This is a genomic window from Candidatus Thorarchaeota archaeon (assembly GCA_021498125.1).
Classification (GTDB): Archaea; Asgardarchaeota; Thorarchaeia; order Thorarchaeales; family Thorarchaeaceae; genus B65-G9.
Genome location: JAIZWL010000003.1, coordinates 208,173 through 235,040 on the forward strand (window position 1 = coordinate 208,173; position 26,868 = coordinate 235,040).

The 26,868-nt window shown below is 46.5% G+C and carries 24 protein-coding genes; 9 read left to right on the forward strand and 15 right to left on the reverse strand.

Going from position 1 to position 26,868, the window contains the following annotated elements:
- Positions 1-29 precede the first annotated feature (29 nt).
- Complete coding sequence (locus tag K9W43_10000) at positions 30-1,886, forward strand: PAS domain-containing sensor histidine kinase (protein MCF2137549.1); 1,857 nt, start codon at positions 30-32, stop codon at positions 1,884-1,886.
- 70 nt (positions 1,887-1,956) lie between these two features.
- Positions 1,957-3,351, forward strand: coding sequence for an amidohydrolase (locus K9W43_10005; GenBank protein MCF2137550.1), 1,395 nt, complete (start codon positions 1,957-1,959; stop codon positions 3,349-3,351).
- A 98-nt stretch (positions 3,352-3,449) separates the two neighbouring features.
- On the opposite strand, the gene K9W43_10010 is transcribed toward K9W43_10005, so the two are convergent.
- From K9W43_10010 to K9W43_10020, 3 genes are read right to left on the reverse strand one after another with little or no spacing between them, the layout of a single operon-like run.
- A complete protein-coding gene (locus K9W43_10010) occupies positions 3,450-4,283 on the reverse strand; it encodes a hypothetical protein (GenBank protein ID MCF2137551.1) in 834 nt (277 codons plus the stop codon).
- Between the two features lie 36 nt (positions 4,284-4,319).
- Positions 4,320-4,508 (reverse strand): transposase, encoded by a 189-nt coding sequence (locus tag K9W43_10015; protein MCF2137552.1) that lies wholly within the window; start codon positions 4,506-4,508, stop codon positions 4,320-4,322.
- Positions 4,426-4,965 (reverse strand): transposase, encoded by a 540-nt coding sequence (locus tag K9W43_10020; GenBank protein ID MCF2137553.1) that lies wholly within the window; start codon positions 4,963-4,965, stop codon positions 4,426-4,428. The genes K9W43_10015 and K9W43_10020 overlap by 83 nt, the downstream gene beginning before the upstream one ends.
- A gap of 304 nt (positions 4,966-5,269) precedes the next feature.
- Here K9W43_10020 and K9W43_10025 point away from each other — a divergent pair, with 304 nt between their 5' ends.
- Positions 5,270-7,228, forward strand: a complete 1,959-nt coding sequence (locus K9W43_10025) for a molybdopterin-dependent oxidoreductase (GenBank protein ID MCF2137554.1) — start codon at positions 5,270-5,272, stop codon at positions 7,226-7,228.
- A 36-nt stretch (positions 7,229-7,264) separates the two neighbouring features.
- Here K9W43_10025 and K9W43_10030 read toward each other — a convergent pair whose 3' ends face one another.
- The gene (locus K9W43_10030) at positions 7,265-8,470 is read right to left on the reverse strand and encodes an ABC transporter permease (GenBank protein ID MCF2137555.1); all 1,206 of its coding nucleotides are present in this window, start codon (positions 8,468-8,470) and stop codon (positions 7,265-7,267) included.
- Between the two features lie 68 nt (positions 8,471-8,538).
- Positions 8,539-9,363: a sporulation protein gene (locus K9W43_10035; GenBank protein ID MCF2137556.1), complete on the reverse strand. Its 825-nt coding sequence runs from the start codon at positions 9,361-9,363 to the stop codon at positions 8,539-8,541.
- Positions 9,364-9,461: 98 nt separating this feature from the next.
- Between K9W43_10035 and K9W43_10040 the strand changes: the two genes are divergently transcribed.
- Entirely contained in the window at positions 9,462-10,355 is an 894-nt protein-coding gene (locus K9W43_10040; GenBank protein MCF2137557.1) for a carotenoid biosynthesis protein, read from the forward strand.
- 2 nt (positions 10,356-10,357) lie between these two features.
- Here K9W43_10040 and K9W43_10045 read toward each other — a convergent pair whose 3' ends face one another.
- The 9 genes from K9W43_10045 to K9W43_10085 all read right to left on the reverse strand — a co-directional run bounded on the left by K9W43_10045 (position 10,358) and on the right by K9W43_10085 (position 20,804).
- Positions 10,358-11,416 (reverse strand): glycosyltransferase family 4 protein, encoded by a 1,059-nt coding sequence (locus K9W43_10045; GenBank protein ID MCF2137558.1) that lies wholly within the window; start codon positions 11,414-11,416, stop codon positions 10,358-10,360.
- A gap of 40 nt (positions 11,417-11,456) precedes the next feature.
- Positions 11,457-11,612 (reverse strand): hypothetical protein, encoded by a 156-nt coding sequence (locus tag K9W43_10050; GenBank protein MCF2137559.1) that lies wholly within the window; start codon positions 11,610-11,612, stop codon positions 11,457-11,459.
- A 63-nt stretch (positions 11,613-11,675) separates the two neighbouring features.
- Positions 11,676-13,259, reverse strand: a complete 1,584-nt coding sequence (locus tag K9W43_10055; protein MCF2137560.1) for a winged helix-turn-helix domain-containing protein — start codon at positions 13,257-13,259, stop codon at positions 11,676-11,678.
- Between the two features lie 6 nt (positions 13,260-13,265).
- Positions 13,266-13,961: a DUF6293 family protein gene (locus K9W43_10060; protein MCF2137561.1), complete on the reverse strand. Its 696-nt coding sequence runs from the start codon at positions 13,959-13,961 to the stop codon at positions 13,266-13,268.
- A gap of 354 nt (positions 13,962-14,315) precedes the next feature.
- The gene (gene cas4a / locus K9W43_10065) at positions 14,316-15,257 is read right to left on the reverse strand and encodes a type I-A CRISPR-associated protein Cas4/Csa1 (GenBank protein MCF2137562.1); all 942 of its coding nucleotides are present in this window, start codon (positions 15,255-15,257) and stop codon (positions 14,316-14,318) included.
- Between the two features lie 249 nt (positions 15,258-15,506).
- Positions 15,507-17,099 carry an Lrp/AsnC family transcriptional regulator gene (locus K9W43_10070; protein ID MCF2137563.1) on the reverse strand — a complete coding sequence of 531 codons (1,593 nt, stop codon included), beginning with the start codon at positions 17,097-17,099 and terminating at the stop codon, positions 15,507-15,509.
- Between the two features lie 408 nt (positions 17,100-17,507).
- Positions 17,508-18,854, reverse strand: coding sequence for a nucleotide sugar dehydrogenase (locus K9W43_10075; GenBank protein MCF2137564.1), 1,347 nt, complete (start codon positions 18,852-18,854; stop codon positions 17,508-17,510).
- A 404-nt stretch (positions 18,855-19,258) separates the two neighbouring features.
- The gene (locus tag K9W43_10080; protein MCF2137565.1) at positions 19,259-20,023 is read right to left on the reverse strand and encodes an ABC transporter ATP-binding protein; all 765 of its coding nucleotides are present in this window, start codon (positions 20,021-20,023) and stop codon (positions 19,259-19,261) included.
- Positions 20,024-20,030: 7 nt separating this feature from the next.
- Positions 20,031-20,804, reverse strand: a complete 774-nt coding sequence (locus K9W43_10085; GenBank protein MCF2137566.1) for a hypothetical protein — start codon at positions 20,802-20,804, stop codon at positions 20,031-20,033.
- 300 nt (positions 20,805-21,104) lie between these two features.
- Between K9W43_10085 and K9W43_10090 the strand changes: the two genes are divergently transcribed.
- The 3 genes from K9W43_10090 (at position 21,105) to K9W43_10100 (ending at position 23,226) form a co-directional block, all read left to right on the forward strand.
- Positions 21,105-21,185 (forward strand): AbrB/MazE/SpoVT family DNA-binding domain-containing protein, encoded by an 81-nt coding sequence (locus K9W43_10090; GenBank protein MCF2137567.1) that lies wholly within the window; start codon positions 21,105-21,107, stop codon positions 21,183-21,185.
- A 530-nt stretch (positions 21,186-21,715) separates the two neighbouring features.
- Positions 21,716-22,462, forward strand: a complete 747-nt coding sequence (locus K9W43_10095) for a type IV toxin-antitoxin system AbiEi family antitoxin domain-containing protein (GenBank protein ID MCF2137568.1) — start codon at positions 21,716-21,718, stop codon at positions 22,460-22,462.
- Positions 22,459-23,226, forward strand: coding sequence for a nucleotidyl transferase AbiEii/AbiGii toxin family protein (locus K9W43_10100; GenBank protein MCF2137569.1), 768 nt, complete (start codon positions 22,459-22,461; stop codon positions 23,224-23,226). The genes K9W43_10095 and K9W43_10100 overlap by 4 nt, the downstream gene beginning before the upstream one ends.
- 57 nt (positions 23,227-23,283) lie before the next feature.
- Here K9W43_10100 and purB read toward each other — a convergent pair whose 3' ends face one another.
- Positions 23,284-24,639: an adenylosuccinate lyase gene (purB, locus tag K9W43_10105; protein MCF2137570.1), complete on the reverse strand. Its 1,356-nt coding sequence runs from the start codon at positions 24,637-24,639 to the stop codon at positions 23,284-23,286.
- A gap of 158 nt (positions 24,640-24,797) precedes the next feature.
- Between purB and K9W43_10110 the strand changes: the two genes are divergently transcribed.
- Both K9W43_10110 and K9W43_10115 read left to right on the forward strand, forming a co-directional pair.
- A complete protein-coding gene (locus K9W43_10110) occupies positions 24,798-25,757 on the forward strand; it encodes a hypothetical protein (protein ID MCF2137571.1) in 960 nt (319 codons plus the stop codon).
- A 228-nt stretch (positions 25,758-25,985) separates the two neighbouring features.
- Positions 25,986-26,840 (forward strand): hypothetical protein, encoded by an 855-nt coding sequence (locus K9W43_10115; protein MCF2137572.1) that lies wholly within the window; start codon positions 25,986-25,988, stop codon positions 26,838-26,840.
- Positions 26,841-26,868 lie beyond the last annotated feature (28 nt).

Consider the following 26,868-nt stretch of genomic DNA (forward strand, 5'->3'; position numbering starts at 1 on the left):
ATAGGTGTTCATAAGAAAGTATATCTGTAATGCATGACTTCCGAATCTCGCCTTCCTGCATTCATTCATTGTGGATTGTTATAGCATTGAACAACTCATCTGATTCGACCTCCCACGACAACCCCAGCCCGCAAAAGATGCGAGCAATTCTTGATGGAATCCCTATAGCCGTCTTTATCATCGATTCAAATCTTGGCACACACTATGCCAATCCAGCAGCTCGTGAACTTGTTAAATTGGAGACCATAAAACTCACTGGCCACCTCTCTTTTCTCTCCTTTATCTCTCCAGAATGTCGTTCTGCCGTCAAGGACTTTTTGACCTCTCCATCCGCGATGCATAAAAAATATACTTTTAGGACCTATTTCTACACGAATGGTATTCGGCTTCCTGCCGAGCTCACAGTGACCAAGGCCGATGATCCCAAAGATGGCCTTCTCATCTATGCCTGTGATATGTCTCGCAGTAAGAAGCCGGCTGACTATCCGATGGACCAAGAAGATCTCTTTCGCGTGATTGTCGAATCCTCGAACGTCGCAGGAATACTCATTGTTGATGATCAGTATCGATTTATCTATGCAAATGCAAAATTTGCACGAATGCTGGGGACAAAGCAGCAAAACATGATCGGTCATGATTTCAGAGAGTGGTTGCATCCTGACGATATTGGGATGGTCGCGGGTAGGTATGCTGCACGGCAAGAAGGTATCTCGGTGCCTCCCGTTTATGAGTTCCGTATTATCCGCGAGAATGATCGGCAGGTCCGAATCATGCGTATTCACAGTACGGTCCTTGTGGGAATGGATGGCAATGTGTACACCATCGCTATTGTCATTGATGTGACCGATGAGGTACGCAGCAGACAAATGCTTGAGGAGAGCGAACACAAATATCGTGTGCTTATTGAAACCATGACCTCAGGTCTCTCGGTAGATACTCCCGATGGCAAGATCAAATTGGTCAACAGCGCGTTGTATCGTATGCTGGGGTATACAAATGACTCAGAGCTAGTCGGTCAGCCAATCACCAAGATCTTCGAGGGGTGGACTGTTGAGACCGTCAACGAGACCATGATGCGAAGAAAGGCTGGAGTGATTGAGCAGTACGAGGCGAACCTCATTACCAAGTCTGGGACCCACATCCCTGTCATTGTATCAGCTACTCCCTTGTACAATCGAGATGGGCAGTATGAAGGTAGTCTTGCAGTCTTCACGGATGTTTCGGATCTTAAAGAGGCTGATTCTGAAATACGGTTCCTTCTTGACCTCTTATTGCATGATGTTGGTAATCAGCTCCAGCTGGTCCTTGCAGGAACTGACCTGTTAGGGTTTGCTAAATCCAATGAGGAACAGGTCACTGCTTCCACCTACATACGCGATGGAGTGGATCGCTGTCTGGATATTCTCTCAAAGGTGCGCCGTGCCGAGGCAACCAAGGTGGAGCCGCCTCGCCCAATAGACCTCATAGAGGTCCTTCATGAGGAGTGTTCTCTCTTAGAACGTCAACTGGACGTGTCACCGATCATTGAAGACCTTCCGCAATCTCTGATTGTTCGTGCGGATAGTGCTCTGGGCCACCTGTTAAGAAACATCCTTGAGAACGCGGTCAAGCATAATCCGCGTCCTGACAAGAAGATATGGATCCATAGCACAACTTCCTCTGCATGGTTCGACCTCTGTATCGCCGATAACGGTCCGGGCTTGTCCGATTCAAAGAAGAGCGACCTGTTCAATCCACAGCGACGATATGGCGGAGTTGGGTTGCATCTCGTTCAAAAGATTGCTCGAAAGTATGGCTGTCGCTTGACTGTAAGAGATCGAGTTGAAGGCGTACCCGAGGAAGGTCTGGAAGTCTGTATCCAGTTCCCGCGAGTATATATCGGGTGATCAGTGATAGCCGAACGACTTTTCTTTAGGAACAGTCTCTATCTTTTGCCTACTGCTAGGCGGTGATCTCATGGGGCCAAAGTCAATTCTGATCAAACATGGATACGTCATTACTATGAACTCGCGGCGGGAGATCATTCCGGACGGTGCTGTCTATAGCGAGGGTGAACGCATAGTCGCTATTGGCAAGACCAAAGATCTCGCTGGATACGGGGCTGATACCGTAATTGATGCCACAGGCATGATTGTCATGCCTGGGCTCGTTGATACACATGTACATCTTGCTCAGGCCCTCATCCGCGGCTGTGCTGATGATGTGTCATTAGTCGACTGGTTGAAGAAATATGTCTGGGTTCTTCAAGGGAACTTCACAAAGGAGGATGGCGAGGTCTCCGCCGAACTGTGCATGGCCGAGATGATTAGGACTGGGACAACTTCTTTTGTCGAGTGTATGATCCATTCCCGTTATGGTTTTGATGGAATTGCCCGTGCCGTTGAGCGTACTGGGATGCGCGCCGCTCTCTCGAAAATAGTCATGAACTCAACAGGATATGCTGATAATCCTGATATCATGTATCCTGGCATGGTGGAGAATGAGGAGGCTTGTCTGAGAGAAACCGATTCGATGCACTCTCGTTGGCATGGAAAAGCTGATGGTCGAATTCAGGTATGGTATGGACTGAGGTCTCTGGGGGCCGTCACTGATGATCTCTTTAAGAGAGTCGTTGCACACTCGGAAGAAAAAAACACCCTGATGACAATGCATCTTGGAGAGGTAGTGGATGATGTCAGATACGTAAAGGAGAAAGGCTACAAAAATCTGACAGACTTTGCTGAGGCCATGGGACTTCTCCGACCGACTATGGTGTTTGCGCATGGCATCCACTTTGAGGACCATGAAATTGACAGGTTGGCCAAGTCCGGGGCCCACATTGCCCACTGTCCAGCCTCGAACATGAAACTCGCATCAGGTTTTGCAAAGATTCCTCTAATGCTTAAGCGCGGAGTATCTGTTTCCTTGGGTTGCGATGGAGGACCGAGCAACAATACGTATGATATGATTCGGGAGATGCGTCTTGCCGCTCTAATCCACAAGCCCGTGACCAACGATTCTCTTGCAGTTCCTGCTGAATCTGTTGTGGAGATGGCAACTCTGGGAGGAGCCAAAGCAATGGGACTTGCCGATAAGATTGGATCTCTGGAATCCGGCAAACTGGCCGATGTGATCCTTGTTGACATGCGCACTGTTGGGCTTGCACCCAATACAAATCCGGTCTCAAATCTTGTCTATGCTGGTTCTGGTCACAATGTTGATACAGTAATCGTCAATGGTCGGATTCTGATGCACCACCGTCATTTGCTCACTCTTGATGAGGAACAACTGGTTGCTCGTGCAGCCGAACATAGTGTGGCACTTCTTGAGCGTGCAGGTATCGAGATCAAGCCAAAGTGGCCTATTCGATAGTCTATTCGTTACTCATTGAATCGGTATGGCTTCTCCAATTGCATACTTGGTGGCAAGGCTGTGGCCTGAGACCGTCCCAAGTAAAGTCTGATCTTATCCTAGATTGAAGGTATGAATAATGCCTCATGTTCTATGTAGTCCCCCTCACGTTTGTATTCTCTTCCTGTGTAGATGAGATAGTCATAGATGCGAAAAATCCCGAGTCTCAAGGGAAATTTGTACTCTCTCCTTAGTAGTGCCAGAATATCTGAGACCGCCTGTATTGTTTCACCTGACACTGGCAGAGCATTGTCAGCCTCGATCATTCTCAGCCTGCGCTCGAGACGAATGAAATCAATAGTGGCTGCAACACTCAAAATGCAGAACAACAGCAAGATACTGTAGCCTATTGTTGCTGATACAATATCGTTAGCGCCTCTTAACACGATCAGTGAAAAGATCAACATCCCGAACAAGATCGGCACTCCATATTTAAACTCTGAAAGCAAATGCTCGCAGCTCTTTTTGGTCAGGTCTTTGTCATAGTATCCCGTAGGCGCATTGAGATTTCGAATTAGTCTGTCTGCTTCTATCGGTGGCTCGCCCAGTCCGCATTCCATTCCTCCTGACTCATATGCGTCTAATTGAAATAATGCATCAGACAATTTTGATCGCTTGATGCCATAGAACTTTCGAGCGTTGACGAGCCTCATCCACACACTGATGCCACCGACCAACATTGGCCCGCCGATTATTATAAACATAAACAGCATCATGTCCACGGGAGTTGATTGGTTCCCCAAGGTGATGAACCCGAGATAGATCCCACCTGTTGCTACCAGCACAGCACCAACAACCGCCATCCACAAGGAATAGTGGTTATCCTCCTCATAAGGCCCATTTACATCCTCATCTCTCACTCTTCTGACAAACGACCTAAATTCTTCAGGCACATCCTGTTCCAGTTTATCAAAGTCGACCGTTGATTGTTAGTTGGACAAACTTGGACATGCCGTCCCGTCTGTCCGCCCAGCAACGGCACTGGGCACATAGATGATATTCCTTGCGGCGTTCACATCTGCATGGAGTTCCGCCTCACAGTGCGGACAGTAGAAGTACTCGCCGCTCCTCTCTTGCCCCCGGCCACTCGATCCTGTAGCCTCGCTCTCCGCACGCACTACAGGTCTGCGAGGTCCACTTGGGGTTCACACTCCACACCCCGCCGTAGCGGTGACCCAGCTGCTGCCTCATGTACACTATGGTCTCCCAGATCTTCGACCACAGGTTCGTACTCAGCGCCCACGATAGACCCCGGCGTCCGGCAGGGGGCGTGTAGTTCTTCAGGCTCTCGAAGACCAGCGTCCGCACCTCGTGTTCCTCACACCACCACACCGCTCGTGAGGCCACCTGTCGTGCGATCTCTCTGTCCAGCCTTCGTATCTTTCTCCAGACCGCCGCCAGATGCCTCATCTTCTTCAGAAGAGGCCCGGGATACTGCTGTGTGTTCTTGCGCGTCTCTCTCGTCTTCTCTGTCTCTGTCTTTGACTCCCAGTTCCTCTTTTTTCGTGCCACCTCTCCGCTCAGCCATCGGGTCTCCTGCCGGAGCGTTTCACGCTTCACCAGTAGTTTCGTCATCTCGATCATCTCATCGACATAGCCACCCCCTCTATTTTGTTCTCGGTTCTCTCCTTACTCAACGAAAATACCTTCTTTCCTATTTTCCCCATAAGCTATCAAAAGTACACTTTGACCATAGAACCTCTGTATAAATATTGTTTCACAGAAAGTGGTTCCTGATCGTAGATTCTTAGGTGCCCTCGCTCGCCTCGAATTACTTCGAACTGATTGCGTCTTCGTATCAGAGTTTATATGACCGTGCAGAATTTCCAGTTCAAATCGCTTAGAATGATACAATGCGTTTTGAGAGGAAACGATCATCATGGCCTACGCGTATCGAGTAGTCTGTCCACGAGACTGCTATGACAATTGCGTTCTGAACGTCCTAGTCGATACAGATGGAACAATAAGTTCGGTGAGAGGGGATCCCTCCCATATTGCCACTCAAGGTCTCACCTGTCCACGGGCTCTCAAGGACATGGAGCGCGTCAATACGAACCGCGTTCTCTTCCCGCATATTTGCAGGGGATCAAAGCCCTGTGAGTCGTTTGAGAGAGTATCTTGGCAGTATGCGCTCGATACTGTCGCCGACCGCCTTTCCACTACGTTGCAACAAGATGGCCCAGAGTCGGTACTTCTCATAGACTACGCTGGCAACACGGGACTTCTCTCTTTTGTCTATTCTCACCGTCTGTGGAACGCTCTCGGAGTAACTCGGACCGACTACAGTCTATGTTCGATCTCGGGTCATGCGGCTCTCTCCCTTCATTATGGAAAGTCCTACGGTGTACAGCCCGAAGACCTTCTGAAGATGCGACTGATCATCTATTGGGGCTTTAATGGTGCTGTCAGCTCGCCACACATGTGGAAGCTGTCCAAGATGGCTAGGGATAGAAATGATGCACCTATCGTGGTCGTTGATCCGCGGAAGAGTAGGAGTGCAGAACAGGCGGACATCTGGATTCAGCCTCGTCCGGGAACAGATGTGGCTCTGGCCTACGGTGTCGCCAGATATCTCATTGTGAACGAGCTCATTGACGGGGCATTCATCAAAGAGTGGACTGTTGGTTTTGATGCCTTTAGAGAGGAGGCCATGACGTGGGAGCCTAAGAGAGTGACGGCGATTTCTGGAGTAAAGGAAGCGGATATCGAAACACTTGCAACGATGTACAGTCAACTGAAGCCCAGTGCTACAATGATAGGTGTGGGCTTTCAAAAGAGCATCCAGGGGGCAGAGTCCGTCAGGGCCGTGTCTTTGCTTCCTGCACTGGTGGGACTGCATCGAGGCTTCTTCTACAGTAACACGAGTGCATTCTCCGTGAATATGTCTTACTTGAGCGGTGCATCTTTCTCGGAGCGCAGGCCCAAGAAGATTAGTCAGGTGGCGCTTGCGGAATCTGTGGAGCGAGGTGATTTCCGATTCGTGTTTATCTACAACATGAATCCGGTCATGTCGATTCCCGGGCAAGAGGCATTGCGTAAAGGTCTGGCACGGGATGATGTGTATGTGGTAGTTCACGAGACCCATTGGACCGAGACCACATCATTTGCGGATATGGTTCTCCCGGCAAGTACCTACTTCGAGAAAGATGATGTGGTCATTCCTTGGGCGCATCGTGATGTCATGATCTCACGAGGGGTCATTCCCCCGCAAGGCGAGAGCAAGAGTGAGGTATGGCTGATGCACGAGTTAGCCCGGAGATTGGGTCGTCATGAGCCATGGCTCTACGAACCTCCTCTGGATGCACTGAAGGTAACCATTGAAACCGCTCTTGAGACTGGTACCTTTGCTGATCTACTCAATGGGGCTATGTTACGACTCAGGTGTCGGACTCTGTCCGAGTACCAGACGCCAAGTGGTAAGATTGAGTTGAGTATAACCAAGGCTGAGGAGAGAGGTCTCACACCCGTTCCGCAACAGATCACACTAGCAGTCCCTGATGACCGGTTCATTCTATTGAGCAGTTCTCTGCCAAAGTACAGTCACACACAATTTCAGGAGGTCTATGGTACCATTCCCTCTGTTATCTACCTCAATCCACGCGATGCACAACGTTTCCACATACAGAACGGTGATCGAGTCAGTGTTTCCAATTCTGGTGGTAAGATTCATCTGAAGTCCATCGTTTCTGACACTGTGCCTGAGGGAGTTCTCTGGACTCCAAGTCTTGGCGCCGGATTGAATGCTGTGCCTCTGAATGCCTTGACATCCGCCGCAACACAGAGCTTGGGTGGAGGATCCACGTTCAATAGCACGATCGTATCATTGGCAAAAGCCTGATTGTTTGAGACTTGCTCTCTGTCTGTGTACGGTTCGTTATGCAATAATTGCTTCTCTCTCGAAGAGTTTCGCTCCAATGATGAGAAATACTATTGTGAACACAAGCAGGTACAACACGTTCCCCATCAGACTTATTGGATTCGCAACGCCTGATAGTACACCATTCAGAAACACGATTGCATGACTGAATGGGATCAGCATGATTACTACGCCAAAGGCACCACCATATTGCAGGATACTACCGGTGAATCCAAGGATACCAATGACCATAGTTGGCACAAGCATCACGAGATTGTTAACGGACTCAGCAGTTGCCTGATCTTTGGCAAGGCAGGAGATGACCACACCGATACCTATCGCGCAGAGCAGCACGAGGAACTGGCAGAAGAATATGAGTGGAAGCGTGGCCGGATTCACAGTATAGAGATTGATGAAGTAGTCTGCAACATCCGGAGGAAGTGGGGCCGCACGAAGAACAATTGAGACGTTGTATATCAGAATCCCAACGATTGTGAAGACGGAATAAATCATCGTCAATAGTAGCCCTGCGGCCAGCTTTGAGGCCAGTATCTTGACCCTACTGATCGGGACCACAAGAAGTGCCTCAAGAGTATGTTTCTCTCTCTCGCCTGCAAAAGACGAACTCACGTAGGGTGCAGGTGCCAAGACGGAGGTGAGCATGACGAGAAATATTGCCAGTTGGTGGCCATATGTCGCCTCTGGTGCCACCGTGTACCAGTTCACTTGCAGATCACGGATGATAATGAACTTGTCAATGATCTGTTTTGCAAAGGCATCAATCCTCTGAGCAGCAGCAGTAGCCCTGAAGTTTCCTGTATTGACCCAGATTACCAGTGTGCTTCTATTGGTCTCCTCTAACTGTTGCGTGAAGTTTGCAGGGATTAACACCCACACCGAGACGGTCTTGTTTGCCACAAGGCCCTCTCCATATGATCGGGTCACGTTGACGAGCGGGTCGATCAGGAGTTCATCTGTATGCGAATGTATCGCATTGTAGAGGGTTGTTCCCCAGATGCCATCATCCTCGAGTGTGATGTATACGGTTTCCGGCTCGGTGGTCGTCTGAGCCACGATAAATGATAGGAACGCTCCCTGAAAGAGCCATGCGAAGAGCGGACTGATAATAAAGCCAAGAAGCAGCCAGCGTGATCGAAGTACTGACTTGACCTCTTTTCTGAAGAGCCAGATCGTCTTCTTATCACGGCGCTTGCGTTTCTTCATGGGCTAATCCTTCTATGGTTCGGTGGTTGTCCACTCACATTACATTTGCATTATTGTAGTTTTGGGAACTAGCTCTCTATTGGTCTTCCAATTCGTAAGGGGATCGATGCCGTCTTATCAAACCTAAACGGTATGTCCGCAGTCACCTCGACAAAGTATTGTGCTTGGATCAGTTGGCTCTGTGGCGTTGTCGGCCATGATATCTCCGTCTTGGCCTCGGCCTGCATCCACGTTTCTGGTGGTATGTCCTCGAGTGCGAAAAAACCAGTGCTCTTGACCGATGAGAAAGTCTCCTCTTCTCCTTCTGGCCGTACTGTTTCCCGGAGGACAATGTCAAATCTCAGTCCTCTGATCTTTGGTCGTCCATTTACTCTATATCGGACAACAACCGGCTCGCCAGGAGTAAGTAAATCACTGTCCATCTGAATAATGATCTCGTTCTCCTCATCGAACGTAATTCTCGACTCGTATGAATAAGGAGCAAGTCTTTGGATGGGCTGCATGATCTTAATTACCTGTGTGGCTCGTGGATCCAAACGCCACGATATCTCTATTTTCCCATTGATGGAATATGATATCATTCCATTAGTTCCGTTATACGATCCGGGAATGCCATCCGGAAGCTGGAACTCGAATGGGAACTTGGTCACTCCCTTACTGATCATCCCTTTTTCCTTGAGGCGAATGGTCTGGTCGATCACTGTCTGCCGCTCGCTGTAGGTTGTTTCATCCTCCCCCGTGCCTTCGGAGACCTCTGCAAATGCTTCGCCATTGAGAGAGACCAATACGCAATTGGCGTTGAAGTTCTTGTCTGTGACCACACTTAATGTTCCGGAGATGGTCTCTCCCGGTAAGTATGCTAGCTTATCAAGAATGATCTCTACCTTCCTCATCTTCTCTCGTGATTTGATTGCCCCCTATGTTATTGAATTTTCGTTCCAAGACAATCGGTTCGAAGAAGTTAACAGGTCGATTGTCAACTTTTCTTGGTATGTCCGCTGATGCCCTGAAGTCGATCTCACGGCAGACGCTCTTCCTGAGCATAATCTCCGGTCTGCTTCTCGCCAACTTGTTCTTAGTGATGTCCAAGCCTGTACCGTTGCTCAGGATGGTTCTCATGTTCCTTCCCTTCTTTCTCATGCTCTTGTTTGCGTTTCTTCATGGCTGGTGGAGCATGAGACGTGGTATTGTGATTCTCCTACTTATTGCAGTGATCATGACCTTCTTTCTAGAGTGGTTGAGTATCAATTTCGGTGTTCCCTTTGGACATTACCATTATACCTCGAAGTTAGGCACACTTGTCCTCGGCGTTCCTTGGGTCATTCCACTTCAATGGTTCAATGTACTTTATCCCTCGTACTATATGGCCTGTATCATCTTCCCGACTGCGGCCATGTCTGACCACAAGAGTAGTGTCACTGGACTTGATCTCAGGACTCCCCTCTTGCGTGCCTTGACAGCAGCAGCTCTAATGGTTGGCTGGGATCTCATCAACGATCCGCTCATGGCCACTGTTGTGGGAATGTGGATCTGGGAAGATCCCACCGAGTTCTTTGGTCTGATGTATGAGGGCATTCCTCTCTCGAATTATATTGGTTGGGCGATTACGGTCTTTGTTGTTGTGATCTTGTTCGAACTTGCGAGGCACTATCTGACTATTCAAGTACATTGGGTTTCGGGCTCCCCCGGCAATCGTTCGAATATCCTTGTCCTCGTTCCCTACGCTTTCAACTATCTCATCCAACTCATCCAGGCTCTTGGTCTTGGGACTATTGTTCTTGTAGTGCCTGTAGGGGCTGTTGCCATCTCCCTCTCAGCAGTGGCTCTTGTAGTGGCAACTGGAGTGGCCTTGTTCGCTTACCTTCGCATGTCCAAATGTGTGTAGTGTTATCTCAGTGATCTCCAGAGGCGGAGATATTCCTCAGTCAGAGCTGTCCATGTGTGTCTGCCTGCAAAGATCTTGCCCGTGTTGGAGATCTTCTGATACAGATGTGGGTTGCTCTTCAATCTTGCGATTTCTCTGGCAACCCCCTCTGCGGTTGTCTGAATAGAGATCGGTCCCCCTGCATCGTTCACTGACCTCAGATATGAGATCCGTAGAGGCGACGTTGCAAGACTGACCACAGGAATTCCCAGTGACATGGCCTCCAATATGGAGAGAAATCCAACAGCCAGACATACCTTTGCACTTCCGGCAATTGACCATGGCTCATGCATCGCACCATGAAATTTGACTGGTAGACCTCTCTCTCTTGCAACCTGCTCCACCTGTGGTCTTAGAGAACCATCCCCGATTACTTCCATGTGCAGATTTAGTCCGTGTCCCTCCCTCAAGATGCGGAGTGCCTCGATGTATTCCATGATCCCTGTATCTCTCTCAATGCGCCCCACATAGACAAGACCCTGTCTATTGTTAGACGGACTCGCAGGGATCTCAACTGCTCCAAGAGTTATCTGTCCACATTCTATTCCATAGCACCGCTCAATAAATTGGCCAACACAGAGAGTCCTCTTCCCCATCAACCTTCGAGCAACTCTACGCAAGAGCAAGAACCGTAATGGGACTGGATCATGCTCGTATCCGTGAAATGTGGCAGCCGTTGATCTTTTCCCTCTGACCGCAAGAATTGGAAGACACCAGACCAGAAGAGGAACTGTATCATGGATGTGAATGATGTCGACACCCTTCCATAGGTGTCGATTTCTTATTATCCACGACATTGCCCGAGGCGGTGATCGGGCATGAGTGTATGGAATCCTGTGTATCTCGATCCCCTCAACCTTCTCTATGTCGGCAAGCCCCTTCTCATGTGCACCGGTGATTACCCGTACGCTCCAACTTCTCCTAGTGAGTTCCTGAGCCAATCGGAACACATGTTTCTCAACACCTCCAATTGCTGGCCAGAATCGCTCAACTACCATTGTGATACTCTTTTGTCGGGGCAATTGGTGGCATCTCCATCTATTCGACAATGCATATGCGCTGTTAAATATCCACATCCAGCAAGAGATTGGGATCTATCTCGTTGATCATTATATTCATGGTCTCTACGATCTTACTTACTGCCTTTCGAAGCCGTTGTACTTCCGCTCTTAGCAGTCTGACCTCTTGTTCGATGCTCATTTCTCGATTACTCGCCATTCCTCTTCACCATTCCTATACTTGTTAAAATGCTTGAGGCCTTAAGTGATTGGTGCGTTTCTTTTATCTCAGGCTGTCAAGCCATTGATTCACCTCATCCTCTGGGACCATCCACGACTGTGTGTCCGGGTTCCAAGAATACTCTGGAATCTCCCATCCGCCGTAGATATTGTCTCCCAAAAATGCAAATGAGAACGCATGACTTTTTGGTTCAAGTGCCTTAAGAAGTTCTACGCTTCCGCCTTCCGGGAGATTTGTGGTCATTATAATCCGTGACGCTCTATCTATGGAGATAATAGTACGAGGTAGCTTTGGCCCCAATCTCAAGAGGATCTTTTTCATCTCCGGATCTCTTGTTTCGATCATTGCCCCTTCTCTCAAGCCGATGTGCAATAATTGAATATATTTCACGATGAACTTGTGCTCTCTGAGATTCTTGAGTCGCGCGGCTATGATATTTTGGCTTCCGCCCACCTCATCTCTGATCGCCTTATAGCTTGTGATCCCTCTCTTTATAGTGGTGAGAATCTTCATGTTTAACTCATCAATTCGCATGTTTCTATGGCCATATGGTATGAGAACCATCTCTTCCTCTTGTTCCTCGCACTTAGGCTGTCTTTCGCACCACAGACCCAAGGCCGACCAAGGTATACGCCATCCCTCTCCATTTGGTTGATAGTACCTCAATGAGGTAGACGCTCCTGACCGTACAATCTCTGATATGGTGACTTTGATCTCCCATTGTTTTGCCAGTCTCTCAAATCTGTATAGCCATCTTGATATTTGCCGTGTTTCAGGGATGCAGAAGAGCGCAAGATAATCCCAATCCCCTGCTAACACTGGACGGTAGCCATATAGAAACGGTGATCTCTCAATCAGATGAAGTGCATCGTTCTTGCTATACCGGCTTTTTAAAAGAATATTATACATTCTAATGGCAATCTTTGAGAACGGTACATGGTCAAATTCCAATAATACTAGTTTTTCTCTCATGAGGTTGACCCGTTGAGAAAAATAACTGGGTGTGACTCCTGTAAGATTGGCTAAATCCCTGATACTCTTATCAGGATTGTCTAGTAAGGCCTGCAAAACGCGTTTGTCAGTTTCTGTTAGTTCCTGAATGAGCCTTCGATATCTACGGATCATTAATTTTGCATAATCAGTGAGTAAGATCTCAGAGCCATTTCTGACATAGAGAACGATCTCTCTAATAATTCTCTTGATCGTATCGGCTCCACCTACCTGAAATATTGACATGTACAAATTTGCAGGGTTGTAGATAATATTCGGGGTGACCTTCTGGTGCGGCGATATCTGTTGCCAAGTTTCTCTCCACGTCTTGGTATCTTGTTCTGAGGTCAGTCGAGTGCTTGCAAGCGCCATTCCAAAATCATTGATCGCTTCTGAGCATAGGGTTTCTTGTTTCAGTGCCCATACAACATTTATCCAGACCGCGACTGCCTCCTGTGGAAGATCTCTCTCTATCAGAATTTTTAGTGCAGTACTGAGCGAGTTGCGACCCAAGTCTTCTAGGGTCTGAGCCATATCTGTGACTGTCTGGTTTATTGAGAGTGGGTTTGGATCAATCCCTATTTCCTCCTTGAGTATCTTGCCACCGTGCTTCCACAGATACTGAAGTGAGGCCATGAGATATCACGGTCCACGATTGCGCGCTCGTATTTTCCGTTTATTCTTTTCTAATGTTCTCTTTACATATTTGAGTTCAAGGGCCATTTCTCCTAAGTGCGTGAGTTCTATAGCCTTTCGTCTGCCATGTTGGTGGCATTTCACGTATCTTGCTTTTTCCAAATCTCTAATGTGTTTGGAAATTGAGTCGGCACCAAGTTCGGTACGACTGCCCAGCTCTGTTTGTGAGTCAACTTTGCCACCTCTGTCCTTGAGACTCTGAAGAATCATCTTTTTGGGGGAAGTCAACATGGATATGGGCATCGGCCGAAGCATTATCGCCTCCCCAATATCATCTCCCTCCGAACAGCGTCCTACGAGATAGATCGGTGCATCAATGATCATGGCCGCCATGTATACTGTGGCAGTCATAATTCGCGTTCCACATGAGCCATTAAATTCAATCTCTGAGAAGAGGCCCGTTTCCAACTGCTCCACGATTGCCTCGAGTGTTTTTGCAAGGATGTTCTCATAGTTCCACGGATCTATAATGATTGTTTCACACTCGATGCCTTTTGAACTAAACATGGTACAGATGCTCTTACCTATCTCAATGCTCTCCTCAGAACATACAAGAATGACATGGTCCGCACCTTTGTTCATGACCACGAATTCAACTCGTTTTCTGTAATCGATGCCAACCGTGGCAATGTGTAATTTCATACGACATCCCTAAAAAAAAAGAGTCAATCCGGCTCTAATACTTTCCCTTAATATTTCAAATTGAATTTCTATAGGCAACTTTGATGAATGGGGTTCATGTTTCGGTGAGGGCGGAAATTATTAATTTAAAGTGCAAGTTTTAATTTTAAATTCAATTTGATACTTACTGTTTTTTATTATTATATTGGGCATTGTTAATCATGAAGCGCCCTAACAATGATCCAAAGGGTCCCGATTGGCCGTGGTAATAACCACCTAGGTCGGGACTAGATAGAGGCCTAGCCTCTTCAGTTCAGTAGGCTCGGGTCGGTCCTGTGCGAGCGTGTTCCGACCCGAGGTTTCTTTTTTTTGTGATTAATCTGGTATCGTACCATGACACACATGATAGTAAGGGCATTCTGAAAGACAGAATGTAGCAATGCCGGGATCTTCTCTCTGACGGATGATGTGCAATGCCTTATTACGGATGTCGATAAATTCACGCCGGCTCAAGTCGCCGATGTTGAAGGTTTCATATTTGATTTTAAAATCCTCTGTTCCATTAAACTTGGCATAGACAATGCATCCTATATCAATAGGACAGTCATAGAGTTTCTCTGCAAAGATTGCGCTTGCGACTGTTGCAAGTCTATGGTATAGTCGTTTCTTGCCCATGCGGAGATTAATGACGGCATGCTCAGGCATCCAGATGTATGAGCTAAACGACTCGGTTAGTCCCATCTGGATTCCTGCAAAATGATCTGATATGATAATTGGGAGTGCTGCATTTACTAGCGCATCTGCACCAACCTGTGGTTGCTCTTCCAACACATTGTCAATTGCCGATTCTATCTGGTCTGTGATCTTGTTCCATACCGCTCTTATCCAATCAAGTCGTGTGTCGAGACTCTCTTCCTCGTTCCAGTCATACGACTTGAGAGAGTCAATTATTTCATTGTAATATAAATCGAGACGATCTTTCAGCTCTATGCCCTTCATCGCGCCTCTATTGTAAAGTTCTCTCTTTGCATATTCATATGCTCTTGTTATGACCTCATTAACGACAAAATTGTCATATTCATTACCAGTGATTGTCGGTTCGATTCCCATTACATGTCTGATGAATATGTTTCGCATAGTTTCGCAGTATCGTTCTGAGATATCAGAAACTGGAATTGTTATTGGATCTGATGTCCGAAGAGGGTAGACCCTCCATGCCCCTCCTCTGAGTCGTTCATCCACTCTGGATACGCTATTAGTTCCCTCAAGACGGCGTCGTTGTAATTTATGTTTGAACTGGGAGGACAATAGGAACACCAAGATTCCCTCATCTCTATGATCTTATTCAAGCTCTGATATTTAGCAGCACAATAATGGCATGATTATAATGGCATGATTATAATGCTCTTACAGCCAATATGTTGTCCATTATGATATTATAAACCGATGACTCTGGCTCTGGAACCTCGATTTTTGCTGTTACTGCCTGTTTCGAAACTACTGTGTTTCAGTAGTCAGTAATGAGTTGTCACAATAGCCTGTTATTTTGTAGAATGTCATACTTCTCTACTGATGCGTATTGATCCACTCTTCAATTCTGCGACTGTTGTTCTCCCATCTCTGTTGATCTTCGTCCCACTCCTCTACAGGAATGACAAACTGTTTCACTGTTCGAGTTCGAATGGTGAAGGTATTAATATCCGGTAACACCTCATTGAGCGCCTCAAGGACACCAAGTGTGCCTCCTTGAGGTAACTGCAATCTCATCTCCATCCCCCCTTTTAGCCATCGGCGGACCCCAACTTTTGGTAGTGTCTGTGACCATGCCGTAATTGAATCCGCCACCTTCGGATCTTCTGTAAGAATTGCCACACATTCATTCAGTCCGATTCGAAATAGCTCAACTGCATTTGAGATAATCCCCTCATCTCTAAGCAGTTTGTATGAAGTGGCGACCTTGGCTTGGCCAACGCGAAGGGCCTGACGAATGTCTGTGATTCGTGTCGCTCCTTCTAGGACACTCTGAAGCACCTGTAGATCGAAACGGGTCAAGTATTTGCTTGTGGGAGTCATGTCCGCCTCTATTTTGGGCATTACTGTTGCAAGTGACTCGTGATAAATACGGTTAAACTCAATTTCGGCAATATCCCATGGGATTCTCCAGATTCCCTCATCCACATCATAGAACTTGAGCTTCTCACTATGTCCCAAGGCAATATGCTCGTGAAGACGTGTTTCTCCAAGACTTGATAGATCCTCAACTAGTAGCTTTATGGCTTGGACGCTTGTCCGCGTATCTGGTGCACGGAGGGACGCTATGAGGCACCGCCTGCTTAGTGAACATTCTTCTATCTTGTAGGTGAATGGGAATTCACTGAGCATATCTACCACTGGTCTAAGATGGTCCCTCTCGTTGACTGTATTGATTACAGTAAATTCACGAATACCTATGATATGTGGGTTCAATGTCGTATACCGCTGTAGCACCTCAATCTCTTCAAGTTCCTTGATCTTCTTTGACACCCATTGTATCGACTTGTTCAATTCATCCGCAATTTTGCTATAGGGGGATGGGGGGGACTTTACAATTCGGCGAAGGAGTGATACCTCATCAGCATCTAAGCACGGAGTGCACCTCTCACTTATCCTATGCACAATTCTGCGATACTCGTCCAGTCCAATTGTGATCCCACACTCTGCTGCTTCTATGACCTCCACAAGAATTCTCCAAAAGCAGTGAAATTGCCAGTCTTCATGACCTGCTCCCCCTCTAGGGGTACTAAACTTCATCTCGAACATCGAGGTGCCGACCTTCTCACGCCACTGTTCGCGTTTCGTTCCCCTCTGGAAGTATATTGCGACGCTGTTGCCAATCATCTTTTGAACATGCGGTGTGATTCTCTTCGGCAGAGTGGCCATCATATACTCTCGAATAATGACTCCTTGTAAGATGAACTCTTCAGTGATTGCTTCCTTGTTGAGATACAGAATCTCGCCGTCTAGAGATCCACCTATCCTTTCCGTTCCCTCTCGAATCACAACTTGTCTGGGTGGGTCGATCTTACCGCGATCTAAGATAGTGTCCACTGCTCGATCTGTTTCCGCCCAAATTCTACTGACTACTGATCGCAGATGTTCTGTGGAATAGTCTGTTTTCATCGGTGTTCTCATTCAATAATCATAGATTGGTATCGTTTATGTTAATTGGCTGCTATCAAGATGGTGATGGCTTCCTAGTAGGGGCCGCACCACTCAATTCCACATTTGTCTTAGGCTGGTCCATTCTTGATCACGGTATTGTATTCGTTATGAAAAGGGGTCTCCCCCGAGACTCCTCGTAAACTCATGCCGAACTGCGATGAATCTGATAAACCTATAATTTCTCAGATATATAATAGAGGCTCTCTCTAAAAATATGGGTTGGAAAGTGTAAATGTGCCGTGTTTTTTGATACTTATCGCAACTGCTCATTCATTGCGGGTAACGCATTTACACTAATTATACTGACTTCGTGGAATCACATACCGTCTTAATACTGATGAATCGTATATCTATGTACTAAGACGTTTATTGGTATGAAATTCCTGCTTTACCAACGGCTCTGAACTCAAACCCGTTTGCTTCGATTTCCTCTTGGTCAAACACATTACGTCCATCAACGATAATCGGGGTTCGCATAATCTCTTTTAGACGAGCAAGATTAAGGTCAAAGTATTCCTTGTGCTTGGTCACTAGAATGAGGCAGTCCGAGCCCTCGGCAGCCTTGTAAACATCACGTTCAATCTCGTGTTTCGTGAATTTCCAGTCCCTGACATAAGGGTCATGAAGTTTGAGTGTTGCACCCTTACTCTGGAGAGTTGCAATTACTGTGGCAGCTGGAGTATTTCTTGTATCATCTGAATTCTCAAGATATGCGAGACCTAAAACGGTCACGACAGAATCCTGAACATCCACGCCTTTCAAAATCATTGCATTTTCAGCAAGAGTGGCCACATGAACTGGCATATGATTATTTACTCTGCGAGCAAGTGAGATGAATTCGGGTTCGATCTTCCATGAACCGTATTCATAGAGACCATATCTAAGAAGCCACGGATCCTTTGGTAGGCAGTGACCACCAACTCCCGCACCGGGGATGTGCATGTGTCTGTCATGTCGCGCATTGATGAGTTTGATAATTTCGTAAATGTTGACGCCCAAGCTCTCGCAGACCAGAGCCATCTCGTTGGAGAATGCAATATTCACATCACGGTACGCGTTTTCAATCGTCTTTGCGAGCTCAGCAGACAATGTATCGGTAGTGTAAATCTTCTCCTTCACAATCTTGGAGTATAGTTCAACTGCTCGTTCTGTTGCCCTTGGTGTTATACCACCGACCACTCGTGGCATGTGTACAATGTACTCCAAAAGCCTTCCAGGCATGACTCTTTCGTAGGAGAATGCTACATCAAAGTCCTCTCCGCCCTTCATTCCTGATTCTTTCTCAATGATCTTTTTGACAACGTTCTCGGTAGTGCCCGGTGCAACGGTGGACTCGACAATGACCAATGTTCCCTTCTTTATTCTCTTGCCGATATTCTCACTGACCTCGCGCAGGCTCCGATATTGTGGCATATTCATCGAGTCGGTTGGCGTTTGAACATCAATGAGGATAATGTCCGCATCCTTCAGGACCTCTATATCATCTGTCGCTCTAAATGTGTTCTTCTTCACAACCCGTGCGATTAATTCATCAAGACCCGGTTCATCACCCTCAAAAGGTGACTTGCCACTGTTTAGAACATCAATCTTCCAGCCTGACCTCTTAGATCTTCTCTGCAGTCCAGTGACATCAAATCCATCAACGTCCGCCAACAATGCAGCAGCTGGAATTCCAACATAACCCATTCCTATTACGACAATTTTGGTGGTCATTATATACGCCTCGGGGAGCAACTTTGAAACTCGCAATTTTCAATATGTAAAAAAGTTACGCATTGTTGCTTATTTTGAATGGGCCTCTTTCGAAGTGGGCATTATGCTAGGCGTGAACTGGAGTGTCATCTCTCAGATGGTTCCAGTCAGTTCTACATTTACTTGTAATGCATTAAACTACATTTCAGTCCTCTCGGAGCTGTGTGAAAAGTCCATAGACATAAATCGTTCAAATCAGAATGAATCCCGGAAGTATCGGATTCGGAGGCAAAATGGTGTTAATACTTTTCATAATCGCCTGTCGTATAGACTTTTCACACAGAGTCAGTCCTCTCCGAAAATTTATGTGTTATACTTAGTCATGGCTGTAAACTGGATTAATGAATGCTTCAAAGTGCATAGTCTCATATCTTCTCTATTCCCTCTCCGGTGACAAGTCCAGTGAAAACCTCTTCTAGGTTGGCAGCCTTGAATTTTTCTTCAAGCTCATCGGGTCTACCGACTGCTACGAGATGCCCCTCATTCAAGATTCCCACTCTATCACACAGCTCTGAAACCTCGTGCAGGTCATGAGTTGTCAGAACGATTGTCCGGTTCTCCTCCTCGCTCAGACGCTTGAGCATATTCCTGACAACTCGTGCTCCCAATGTGTCCACTCCTGTTGTGGGTTCGTCTAGAAATACCAGCTCAGGTTCGATGATCAGGGCTCGTGCCACAAGGACCTTGCGTTTCATTCCCCCACTGAACCCCTTCACTTGATAGTCTTGTTTCTTTTTAAGCCCAATGATCTCAAGAAGTCTATCCGCCCGCCGATTGAGTTCCTCGTCTGGGATACCGTACATTCCCCCGTAGTAGATCAGATTCTCTCGTGCAGTAAGTCGTTCATAGATCCCCGCCTCTTGCGGCAGGAGGGCGACCCGTGTACGAACATAGTCGATATCTGTTGTGATATCTCGCCCAAGAACGTATGCTTTTCCCGCAGTAGGTGTGAGCAGTCCCACAAGAATTCTGATGAGCGTAGTCTTGCCAGCACCATTTGGTCCAAGGAGTCCGAAGACCTCACCGCGTTGAACTTCAAGATTGACCTCTCTGAGAGCTGTGACCTCGTGTTTTCTTCCCTTCTCGAAAATCTTAGTGAGACCCTCTGTCTTGATGACCGTATCAGGCATTCATTCTTCACTCCTCAATATGTTCGACCTTGGGGAACTGTGGTTCTCCCTTGATATTCACGCGGATAAACTCATAGGCGCTCTTGATATTATCGGCTTCACCTTCGACAAGTAATGTGACGGATCCCTCGGCACCATTCACGCCTCCAGCGGCTATTGGAACCGCGCTGACATCAAAAAGTGTGGCCAGTGCATCGATCTCGGTGAAGGTGGTTCCCTCGTGGAGTGCAATTGCTCCCACAGGCTCCCCGATTGAATAGTCCCAGTCGTACATTCCTATTCTGCCGCAGAATTCGTCGTAGCTTACAGGGATGAATTTTTCCAGACCAACTGGCATGATCAAGTGAACGCCTTTCGCGGCGACTGCGCCCATGAAGGTGCCCACTGTTCCACCAGTAGTGCTTGCAAGTAAAACGATTGGCAGGCCATCGATGTCAACAGCATTCACGCTCTTGATGATCACATCTTTTGGACCTAGCTTGTCAAGCACATCTCTCACCTTTTTCTTTTTGAGAAATTTGCCTTTGTAGAAGATCGCATCGTAGGCTCTTGCTTCTTCTCTTGTGACGGTAAGTCCAAAGGGAATGGTGAGCCCTGCAATATGTCGTGTCTTATCGTACTCCCCAAGAATCTCCTCAACAAGATATGCAGAAGTTGTTCCCAGCGTGATACAGAGGTAGCCCTCTTTGAGGGCCCGCTGGACGATCTCATGCCTATGGAGGGCCTTGGCAATCAGACGTTTTCCCTCAGATGGTGTGAGTGTCACAAGCAGGTTCGTCATGGTTCTCGCCACACTTTTACCGGATGTCAGATCGATGTTTTAGCACCCTCTGCATAACTTTCTCTCACGAGACCGTTCGGGTATGCTGAATAATACTCTCGATGTATTTCTTGTCGATTGTACGCAGCGGATTTGCGTTTGGGCTCCTGTAAATGGACTCTTGTTAGAGTTTAAAGATACCTCACTTGAATGAATACTGTTTCCGCAATATACTATCAGGACTACTCATGAGTAAGACTAACATGTAGCAAATTCCTATCTGTGGGTATGATGATCAGTTGAGTAAACAAAAAAGGACAAGTGGTCATCCCAAAAGAGATTCGCAGGATCCTGGGAATAGATGCAGGGGACACAGTCGTCTTCAGAGTAGATGGCACATGAGTTCTTTTGGAAAAACGCAAAGAACGAATGAAGGACATTCTGAAGGCCGGAAAGCCTGTGATACTGAGTACGAGCTTTGAGAGATTAATTCGAAACGAATGGCATTAAAGTACGTATGAATGAATAGTTAGATACTGTCTTGATGCAGATAAGGTTCATTTCTGTGAAGATTTGAGATTCTAATTTTGTGTATTCTGAACGCATACGCAATGATAATTTCATGGATTCTAATGATTAGGTCACTCCGCCCTTTGGACGAGATTGTAATATGTGTGATCGGTGTAGGATTCTTTTTTAATCACTAGGTGAGAAGCCGTTGGTTGTAAGTTAGACAATAGGTCCATTGTCCGTCCTGCATCGCACTGGGCATGATGTGCGTAGGTTGTTCACGATATGTTGCGCCAGTCTTAGTTGATCCCTACTCACATCTCCTGATATCCGTTCTTGTTGTTTTAATTGGCATATGGCAAAACTATTATCTCAAAATAGTGCACCAATATTAACACTCATGTTAATTATGGTGCATAAAAATGAGAAATACTCTCTTGGATGAATTGGCGAGAAAACAAATTTTTACGATTGAGGAGGGCGCAAAAATTAGTGGTATGGATCCATCCTCTTTGAGGGTCTTGTTATCTCGATTGGAACGGAGAGGGTGGATTGAAAGAATCGAAAAAGGAAAATATATGATCATTCCGTTAGGTGCGAAAAAAGGATCGTATACTCTAAACGAATTTGTAATTGGATCCATTCTCATAAAGCCATCAGCAATAGCTTATTGGTCGGCACTTAATTTTCACGGATTGACTGAGCAGATTCCTACTACAGTATTTGTTCAGACAACTTCTCGAAAGAAAAAGACAACACTAAAAATTTTTAATGTCACCTACAAATTTGTGCGCCTCAAAGAAACAAAATTCTTTGGGTTGGAAACAAAATGGGTTGATAGGTTCCAAATCAATATCACGAACAAGGCAAAAACAATTGTCGATTGTCTTGATAAACCCAAATACTGTGGGGGAGTTATCGAAATCGCAAAGGCATTAACTAATGACACACTAGACTTCGATCTCATATCCACATACGCAACCCAAATTGGAAACTCAGGGGTCATAAGGCGACTCGGGTTTTTGTGTGACACATTAGGTATTCATATCGAATTACCTGAGATTAAGGTGCGGAATTACCTTCTTCTTGATCCCACATTACCTTCTATTCCAAAGGTGAACTCTAAATGGAAATTGATCGTCAATCTTGATATTGGTGAACTGGAATGATTTTAGAATCAGATTTACAGGAGTTTGCACGTAAAAATGGTGTTCCTTTATCGACTGTAGAACGGGATTATGCCCAGAATTGGCTTTTAGCCGCTCTTGTAAATCCAGATATGCTTCTAAAAGGTGGGACTGGCATTCGGAAAGTGTATGTGTCTGACTACAGATTTTCTGATGATTTGGACTTTACACTACTTGAAGAAGTAAATTGTGATAATCTCCAACAACTAATCACTGATGCTGTTGAACAGGCGTCTGAATCGAGTGGGATTTCTTTTGAGCCATCCATCAGGTTTCGCGTGGTCAAGACTGGTTATGAGGGTCGAGTCTACTTTAAAATCAGTCCTCGTTCTGGCTATTCGCTGAAGATAAAAATTGATATTACAAAAGATGAGAACGAATCGGTGCTTCTTCCAGCCGAGCGAAGACGGATTATTCATCCTTATCCTGATAACTTGGCCTCCGACGTACTAGTCTATTCATTTAGAGAAATCTTCGCGGAGAAAATCCGATCTTTATTTGAACGGACGCGACCTCGTGATTTATATGATGTCTGGCAACTGTCACAGCTTCATCTAAAGGTTATTGACATTCTCCTAACAAAATTTGAGGCAAAACAAGTTGTTCCAGATCTTAATTTTTTGTTAGACAAAGAGGAGAGTTTTTCCTCCGCTTGGGAACAATCACTTACTCATCAGCTGACTAATTTGCCAAACCCCCATACAGTTTTTGACGCGGTATTTTCATACCTTTCCAATCTTCTGTAGACCTTTTTAACCGTTGATTGCTATCGCCTGTACCTCTCTTGAAACCTGACCTCAACATCAACCGACATGACTGTGGAACTCAGTAATTGCTTGAGTGACGATCTCACGTGAGACCGTCCTGATATTTTCGTAATAGTTCTCGATGTTGAGATTTCTATCTCTTAGAGGTTCGTTTAGTTCAGGATGTGCCAGTGCCGCTGCAAAGAGATGAATCCCCTTTTCACGTGCACTCTCACTCACCTCTCTAAGGATCCTATGTGCTACTGGGCGTTCCAGTCCTATCTTTGTGAGTAGGGTGACAAGATATTCACTCAGAATTGCGCCATGTGTGAGGTCGAGGTTCCTCTGTACTGCCTCTGCGTCGATCTCTAGACCATCAATGACCCGGGTGGTCTCTCGTACGAGGTAATCTGCGAGAATGAACGCCTGTGGGATTACAAATCTCTCAGTAGACGAATGAGAAATGTCCCTCTCTTCCCAGCTCACTACGTTCTCTAGAGCGGGGCCTACAAGGCTTCTGATGAGTCTGGCGAGACCGCAGATCTTCTCACAGGTCACTGGATTCCTCTTATGTGGCATTGCCGAAGAACCGACCTGTTTTCCCCGGGCGAACGGTTCAAAGGTCTCTGCGATCTCGGTCCTCTGAAGTGATCGAAGGTCGGTGGCAATCTTATCCAGTGTCGAAGCAAGGTTGGCCAGTGCCAGTACGGCCTCTGCGTGGCGGTCTCGTTGAGTGATCTGTGTGGTCGCAATCGGCACCTTGAGACCCAACCGTGTGAGGACTCTCTTCTGCATCTCTAGTCCGTCTGGTCCAAGTGCTGCATGGCTTCCTGTTGCCCCTGCAATCTTGCCCACAACCGTTCGCTCTCTTGCATCAATGATCCGTTCTTGGTGTCTGCGTATCTCATCCAGCCAGACCGCAAACCTGAGTCCGTAAGTGATGGGAACTGCATGCTGACCGTGTGATCGGCCTACCGCAATAAGGTCAACGGTCTCTTCTGCGCGTCTGGCAAGTACTTCTCCCAACGCATCAATCTGTGGGATCAGCACATCAAAGGCAGCCTTTAACTGTAGTCCGAGGGCCGTATCTTTTACGTCATTGCTTGTCAGTCCAAAATGTACCCATCTTGCTCCGGGACCCTTGCATTTTTCCGCGATCGCTTCAAAGAGGGCTGCTATATCGTGCCGGGTCTCTGCCTCGATCTCCATGGTCCGCTCTAGTGTGACACGCTCTGGTGTTGCCGTCTGTTGAATGTCCTCTGCAGCCTGTCGAGGGATCATCCCGAGCTCGGCCTGTACCTGTGCAACTGTGGCCTCGATCTTCAACCAGAGGGAGTGTCGAAATTCCTCCTCAAAGATTGCAATCATGTCCGGATGACCATAACGACCATAATCAATCGGGTTGACCGGCATTGTTTCTACCTCATCCTGTGCCCCGCCGTCCTACACTGATATGGTTTGCCGTTTCCGCCTTGGAAACTCATCAATCTCCTAGAATGTGAAATCTGCTTGCTTTCTACTTACGAAGGTTATTTCAGAGGCGAGTAACTTATGCAACAGTTGAGCCAAGAATGAAGATCACTGAATTAGGATCTGAGGGTCTTACTGAGATATTGGAACGCTCCCTGCAGATCGAACATTCCAGAGTAGGATATGTTATCCCACAAGAGCAACATCCTCAGGTGGTTGGTTCTCTCATGTACGGAACAAATACATGGGATCAGACAATTCCTCCTACTGTGGCTGGGCGGATGGGAAGTGGTCACGTACCTCTTCATCTGAGCGACCTGTCACGTATGTCCTTGGTGGATTTACTTGCGGAATTTGAGGTCCTCAGCTCTACTGTAGATGTTGTCCTTGCTTCATATGTCGATACGGAGACCTTTGGTGGGGGACCACGCCTTATCTCCGCCTTGGCCGAACGATCTCCTGTTCCCTTCTTGGGGCTTCGTGACGAGATCTATGCGCATACCTCCGCATTGGCTCATCTCTCTCTCATCCATGAAAAACTGGGATCTCTTGTTGACAAGCGAATTGCGATATGTTGGACCTACGGGACTGATTTTGCACTGCCAAGCACGGTACATAGTGTCCTCCTATTGGGTGCTCTTCTTGGTGCCCAAGTCCAAGTTATTAGCCCCCCCGAGTTTCAACCACTAAGACGTATAGTGCGTCAAGCCTCTGATCTCTCAAATCAATCCGTCGAGCTGGAGACTCCTGACAAACTCGTGCAGATCAAGGCTGATGCAATTATTGCATTGAACTGGAGCTCTCTGGAGGCACTCACTAATCCTGATCGATTACGCAATCTTGCCTTTGGCTACCGAGATTGGTATCTCAGCAAATCTTCATTTGCCGAGGACAGCCTCTTTCTTACAGAACCCCCCATTTCAACTGAAGTTTCAATCTCTCCAGATATGGTTGAGTCCCCCACCAATCTGACATCTGGGTGGTTATCACGACAAGTGGCCGTGACGATATCTCTACTGACCACATTACTAAATGATTCGCAAAACACCTCATTGTATTAATTATCTCGTTTACGCTGAACCTATGCATCAAGAAATCCTTGTTTTTTATATACTCGCAATTTTGATAGCCGTTCTCTAATAATTTTGCGAGTTGGCCGTTGTTCTTTTTCTTTGTCTTTTTCATGGGCGTAACAAGCACAGCAAGATCCATTTGATATTACTTAACAGAGTCGAAACGATACCAAGATTTTTTAATCAAATGAAGCGGACAAGGTTGGAGTGATTGGATTGGGAAGGATGCATTATATGATTAAATTATCCTATATCCGATATATCGGGGTGGGTGTTATTGCATCCGTTATCTCTTATCTCTCATTGATTAACTCAAATATTGAGGTGTTTTGGAGGTGGTATTTTCAATATGCGCCAAATCGTTACCGAATCTTCCAGCAAATGTTTCTGCAATTGGATGGATACGTGTTTTCAATTGGCATCTGGAATATTATTTTGTGGGGGATCTCAGCAGCACTGTTAGTTGCCTTGATAGAGCCTAATCGGCGAGAGGCTGTGGCATTGGGCATCTTAATGGTAATGATGTCCCTGCAGCTCTTAATCATCTCGGCACCGGGGTACGTGATCTTATATTTAATACTAAAATTCAGGGATCACAAGTATTCACTCTATTTGTTACCTCTGTTAGCTGTCATAAAAGAATACTTGCTCTACACCGCAGTCATTGCGCTTTTATTATTACATTCCCCGAACCGTCGTTACTCACTTGGAAAAATTGTAATATGCTCCATCTTATCCGCCTGTGCCTACGCGATAGATGTATTCATTATGGGCGTCACAAATGCTGCACCAGGCGGAGCCCCATTGATAACTACCTTCTACGTCATAGGCACTCTGCAAACAACTTGGTTGAAGACTGCCATTCTGTTGATTAGTATCAATCTCATAGCGTTTTTACCGGTGATTAGTCAACGGAAAGAAATTCTCATGCTTATGTTGCTTGTTGCACCAATTTTTATATTTGGCTTCTTTTGGGAAGCACAACTCTGGCTTCCTGCAATGATGATAATTATATGTTATAATCGCATCAATGAAACTTCAATAAACTGTTGCACTACCTGTGTAGTGTGACTTGTAGTAACTTTGCCATACGTTATAG